Here is a 5,283-nt window from a genome sequence, read left to right on the forward strand (position 1 = left end):
ATAAATAAAAAAAGAATTTGTTAATAATTAAGCATGAATAATTGTAGGGTAAAAATGGCAGGTTAAAACTCTGAGAGAGTACATCAGTACGCTTGTATGATCCTCTTGCGTGATTGCAGAGTCATTCAGGGGATGGTAGTTTTTATCTTTTATTTCAGTGAGATTTGTTCATGGACAATCGTGTTAATCCGTTGCGTTATCGTGGGGCATTGTTTGCCGGTATGGTTGCTATCGGGGTATTACTGAGCGGTTGTGTTGATAGCGCTGGTCATGCAAACACAGTAGCGGTGAAAGTTGTACCTCCGGCCTGTATTAAAGGTGAGTCAATGACACAAACCACACTCTACTTCGGTTTGAATCGGCCTCATGGCCCCGCTATTTCTATCACTGAATGGCAGTCTTTTGTCGATAATGATGTGACTAGCCGCTTCAATGAAGGCTTGACCGTAATCGATGCCAAGGGGCAATGGTTAGGAAATAATGGAAAAGTTGCCAAAGAAAGCAGTAAGGCATTAGTCCTTATTCATAAAGATGGCAAAGAAGACGCCATTGAAGCTCTGCGCTCCCGCTATAAACAGCAGTTTTCACAAGAATCTGTCATGCGAGTTGATACTACTGTGTGCGTAGATTTCTAACATTCATTTCAAGCCTTTTATCTCCAATTTACGAGAGATAAAAGGCTGATAGTCCTATTTTTGGCTTAGAATGAAAGCTTACCTTATTACAAAATAAGTCCTGCAACGGCGGCAGAAAGTAAACTGACCAAGGTTGAACCATAGACTAATTTTAATCCGAATCGTGAAACGATATTCCCTTGTTGCTCATTCAGCCCTTTGATGGCACCAGCAACAATACCAATTGAGGCAAAGTTAGCAAAAGATACTAAAAAGACAGAAAGAATGCCTAAGCCACGTGGAGACATTTCGGCTGCTACTTTCTTTAATTCAATTATGGCAACGAACTCATTTGCCACCAGTTTGGTAGCCATAATACTCCCCGCCTGTAACGCATCCTGAGTAGGAATGCCAATCAGCAGAGCAAGTGGATAAAATAGATATCCCAGCACTTCCTGGAAACTGATGTTGAATAAGCTACTAAATAAAGCATTAATAGCAGAAATTATGGCAATAAACCCGATTAACATCGCGGCTATAATCATAGCGATTTTAAAACCAGCCAGAATATATTCCCCCAACATCTCAAAAAAACTTTGGTCTTCATGAAGTTTGTTTAGCTTTAATTCGGGTTCTTCAGTAACAGGGTAAGGGTTAATAATAGAAAGAACAATAAAAGTACTAAACATATTCAATATTAATGCAGTTACTACAAATTTTGGCTCAAGCATGGTCATATAAGCGCTTACAATCGACATGGACACTGTTGACATCGCCGTTGCTGCCATGGTGTACATTCTACGTGGTGATATATCAGCAATAATCCCTTTGTAAGCAATAAAATTCTCTGATTGTCCCAAAATCAATGTACTTACGGCATTGAAAGACTCCAGTTTCCCCATGCCATTTACTTTGGATAACAACGTGCCCACCACCCGTATGATGAGTGGCAATATGCGAAAGTGCTGTAAAATCCCAATCAGTGCAGAAACGAAAATGATCGGGCAAAGAACGTTCATGAATATAAATGCTAAGCCTTGTTCGTTCATTCCGCCAAAAACAAAACTAGTACCGACTGAGGCAAATTTCATCAGTGTTTCGAATAATCCAGCAAAATACTTTATCGCACCCAGGCCATTTTCTGAGTGTAAAAAGAAATAAGCCAGTGCAATTTCTAAAACCAATAACTGAAAAATATAGCGCAGTCTAATATTTTTTCGGTCACGACTGGCTAACAACGCCAGTATTGCAATAGTCATCAATGCTAAAAGAAAGTGCAGAATTTGCAGCATAAAAAATCCGTCAGGGATAAAGTTCAGCCAGTATTTTATCCATAACGGCAGGCTTTTTTCATCTGAAATTCTATCGCCTTGGCAATATATATTCTATTTAGCGCCTTAACACAGCTCTAAACATGCGTATTGTTAAAATTTTTACTGCTTTTCTCATCATTTATCCATTGGGTGACTCACTATTTATCTGCCAGCTTAAGTTGCCATCACTCCGGCAAGTTTAGCGCTTCCTCAAGGAGGATCCGGCAGAAATAGCACTATTTGTGTTTAACTAACTCATTGGATGGAATATGAATATGATTAATCTTCCTAGCTGCCGCCCTTTTACTGAGGCTGGCCACTTATCTCAAATATCGGCCTATTACGAAGAAGAGCGTAATACCATGTGGATGTTGTTGCGCGCTCATCCGCGCCCTTGTTTTAATCTGGAATTAATTGAAAATATTATGACACTCGCGCAAGCCGCTAAAGAATCAAAGTTACCTTTTGATTTTTGGGTGACGGGTTCGGTGGTGCCCAATATGTTTAATGTAGGGGGGGACTTAAACTTTTTCGCGCATATGATCAAAAACCGCAAACGAGAAGCGTTAATGGCATATGCGCGTGCATGCGTAGATTGTGTTCATGCGGCTTCCCGTGGCTTTGATACTGGTGCTATCTCTATTGCGATGATTGAGGGCAGCGCGTTAGGTGGCGGCTTTGAGGCAGCATTAGCCCATCATTTTGTTCTGGCACAAACTACAGCCAGAATGGGATTCCCAGAAATTGCATTTAATCTATTTCCTGGCATGGGGGGGTATTCGCTTGTTGCCAGAAAAGCAGGAATGAGGGTAGCCGAACAATTGATTTGGACGGGTGAGTCTCATGCAGCGGAATGGTATGAGAGTCGTGGCTTAGTTGATAAGTTATTTCAGCCGGGAGATGCTTATCTTGCTACTCGCACCTTTATAGATACGATCAGGCCGAAGTTAAATGGTATGAGAGCGATGATTAGGGTCCGGCAACGTGTTTTACAATTAACGCGTTCAGAACTGATGGATATCACTGAGGATTGGGTTGATTCTGCATTTTCTATTGAGCCGAAAGATATTGCCTATATCGAACGGTTGGTTACGTTACAAGACCGGCATACTTCGGCAATGCCAAAAGCAATATAACGTTATGCACCTAATCCAATGAAAGGTGAGGGTGTTGTGTTACCAGCCAATGCTCCAGTTCATCTGCGGGCATTGGTTTGGCGTAAAGAAATCCCTGCTTTTCATCAATGCCAATAGAATCCAGGAATTCTTCTTCCCCTTTAGTTTCCACACCTTCGGCAATCACCCGCATTTTAAGTGCCTCAGCGACAACGATAATGGCTTTAACCAGAGATTGTGAAATAGGATTATTATCAATATCACGAACAAAACTTTGATCCAATTTAATGGCATCAATAGGGATACGGGCCAATTGAGAAAGTGAAGAATAGCCAGTGCCGAAGTCATCCAAATGAACCTGAGCACCCAAGTGACGTAGTTGTTTCATGATATTGATGGCTGCATCTTCATCATCAATTAAGCAACTTTCGGTTAATTCAACATCAACTAAACTCGATTCTAATTCGCTGGATTCAAGAGACTCAATAAAACTGGTTACGATAGCTTCATCAATTAATTGCCTGGCTGACACATTGACCGCCACCCGCAAGTTAATTCCACGTTTTTTCCAATCTACCGCTTGTTGCATTGAGGTTTGCAGTACCCATTTTCCCAATGGTCCGATCAACCCGGATTCTTCGGCATAGGAGATAAATTCAAGTGGGGCGATTAAACCACGCTCAGGTGATAACCATCGGACTAATGCTTCGACACTATGAACTTTACCCGTTTTGGCAGATATCTTGGGTTGGTAAAAAACTTGTAATTGATGTTGTTCTAAACCCTTACGTAAATTGGTATCTAGCCAGACGTATTCAGATACTTTCTTATTCATCTCTTGTGAAAAAATCGAATAGGTCTGTTTTCCATGTTCTTTTGCGGTGTACATGGCAGTATCTGCGCTACGGATAATATTCTCTAGTGTATCGCCATGTTCAGGGCACAGTGCTATCCCGATAGAGCACCCGGTATATACTTCAATCAATCCTACCCGGAAGGGCAATTTCATGCGGTTGAGAATACGCTGTGTAGTTGCCTCCAGTAAGCTCATCGAGGCATTCTCGACCAGAACAATAAACTCATCACCGCCTAACCGGGCAAGCATTTCACTTTCACCCAAACAACTTAAAATGGCGAGTGAGACATCTTTCAGTAAGCGATCACCAAACATATGACCGTAATGGTCGTTCACTTTTTTAAAATTATCGAGATCGAGGTAAATAATCCCCACCGAAGAATCACCACGAGTTAGGATCGCGCTATTAATGCGTTCATGAATAGCGTGGCGATTAGGCAGGCCAGTAATCATGTCGGTATTAGCCAAAATCCGCAAACGCTCTTGAGCACGCCTTTCTTTAGTAATATCGGTACCAGAACAGATAAGGTAACGCTCGTTTTTGCCACTGCCACTGTGAACAAACTTATTGCGGAATAAAAAGAGACGTTTTCCTTTTACGGTATTAACCCAACGCTCAACTTCGTAAGATGCACCGCGCTGGAAGAAGCCCTCAATATTTTTACGCGATGAGGCTCCCTCTTTGGCTGTCATAAACAAGTCGTAAACATTTTTACCAATGACATCTTGTTCTTTTTTACCAGTATATTCTTCGCTAAGGTGATTGAAACGCTGTACATAACCATCTTTATCGAGAATCACAATGACTGAGTTAGCTTCAGAAACCACTTGTTCTGCAAAGGAAAGCCCCATTACTAAATCGCGCGCTACTGATTCAGTATCCGCGTACGCAGAAGCAGTTCCGCCCCATTCTTTGTCATTAACTTTACGGCCCACCAGATGTAAATGAAGTGGGTTACCATAAATCTCGATTTCAATATCTAAACTGGCAGTAATGCCGGTTAAGCCCCGAATTTTCATTGTTTGAACTGAATTAAGGGGAATAGCAATATTTGTAGTCCCTTTAATCGCTGACAACTCTAAAGCTTGACTATCAAAAGCCAGTCGCCAAAAAGGGCTATGGGTACCAAAATAGGTATCAAGGATCGATGTGTTTTGGTCTTCGAACATACGCGATCCCCTAAAAGTGTATATGTGTCTTTTACTTACCTAAGCCAGAAAATTTAAGCAACGCTATTTCTGGCTTACCCTGTGATGGTGGTAATTCTGGCCCTTATAAAACGACCCTGTCTAGACCGACCAACCAATAAAGTATATGTGTAATTTCTTCATACCTGATATTAGATAGTAGTCATAAACATATTAAATGCCCTTTCTGCTCTCAA

At 41.4% G+C, this 5,283-nt stretch carries 4 protein-coding genes; 2 read left to right on the plus strand and 2 right to left on the minus strand.

Features of this window, described 5'->3' with window-relative positions; genetic code table 11:
• Positions 1-170: 170 nt before the first annotated feature.
• The gene (locus tag V1952_RS19860) at positions 171-635 is read left to right on the plus strand and encodes a DUF3574 domain-containing protein (RefSeq protein WP_372560149.1); all 465 of its coding nucleotides are present in this window, start codon (positions 171-173) and stop codon (positions 633-635) included.
• A gap of 86 nt (positions 636-721) precedes the next feature.
• Here V1952_RS19860 and V1952_RS19865 read toward each other — a convergent pair whose 3' ends face one another.
• A complete protein-coding gene (locus V1952_RS19865) occupies positions 722-1,906 on the minus strand; it encodes a NupC/NupG family nucleoside CNT transporter (protein ID WP_420075384.1) in 1,185 nt (394 codons plus the stop codon).
• A 290-nt stretch (positions 1,907-2,196) separates the two neighbouring features.
• On the opposite strand from V1952_RS19865, the gene V1952_RS19870 reads away from it, so the two are divergent.
• Positions 2,197-3,063, plus strand: a complete 867-nt coding sequence (locus V1952_RS19870; RefSeq protein WP_102970503.1) for a crotonase/enoyl-CoA hydratase family protein — start codon at positions 2,197-2,199, stop codon at positions 3,061-3,063.
• A 10-nt stretch (positions 3,064-3,073) separates the two neighbouring features.
• Here V1952_RS19870 and pdeR read toward each other — a convergent pair whose 3' ends face one another.
• Positions 3,074-5,068, minus strand: a complete 1,995-nt coding sequence (pdeR, locus tag V1952_RS19875; protein ID WP_372560148.1) for a cyclic di-GMP phosphodiesterase — start codon at positions 5,066-5,068, stop codon at positions 3,074-3,076.
• Positions 5,069-5,283 lie beyond the last annotated feature (215 nt).

This window comes from Yersinia sp. 2542 StPb PI (assembly GCF_048593855.1).
GTDB lineage: Bacteria > Pseudomonadota > Gammaproteobacteria > Enterobacterales > Enterobacteriaceae > Yersinia > Yersinia enterocolitica_E.

Bases quoted from the DNA above. Each gene is read 5' to 3' on its own strand.
- V1952_RS19865 (WP_420075384.1), bottom strand. From the start codon at position 1,906: ATGCTGCAAATTCTGCACTTTCTTTTAGCATTGATGACTATTGCAATA.
- V1952_RS19870 (WP_102970503.1), top strand. From the start codon at position 2,197: ATGAATATGATTAATCTTCCTAGCTGCCGCCCTTTTACTGAGGCTGGC.
- V1952_RS19860 (WP_372560149.1), top strand. From the start codon at position 171: ATGGACAATCGTGTTAATCCGTTGCGTTATCGTGGGGCATTGTTTGCC.
- pdeR (WP_372560148.1), bottom strand. From the start codon at position 5,068: ATGTTCGAAGACCAAAACACATCGATCCTTGATACCTATTTTGGTACC.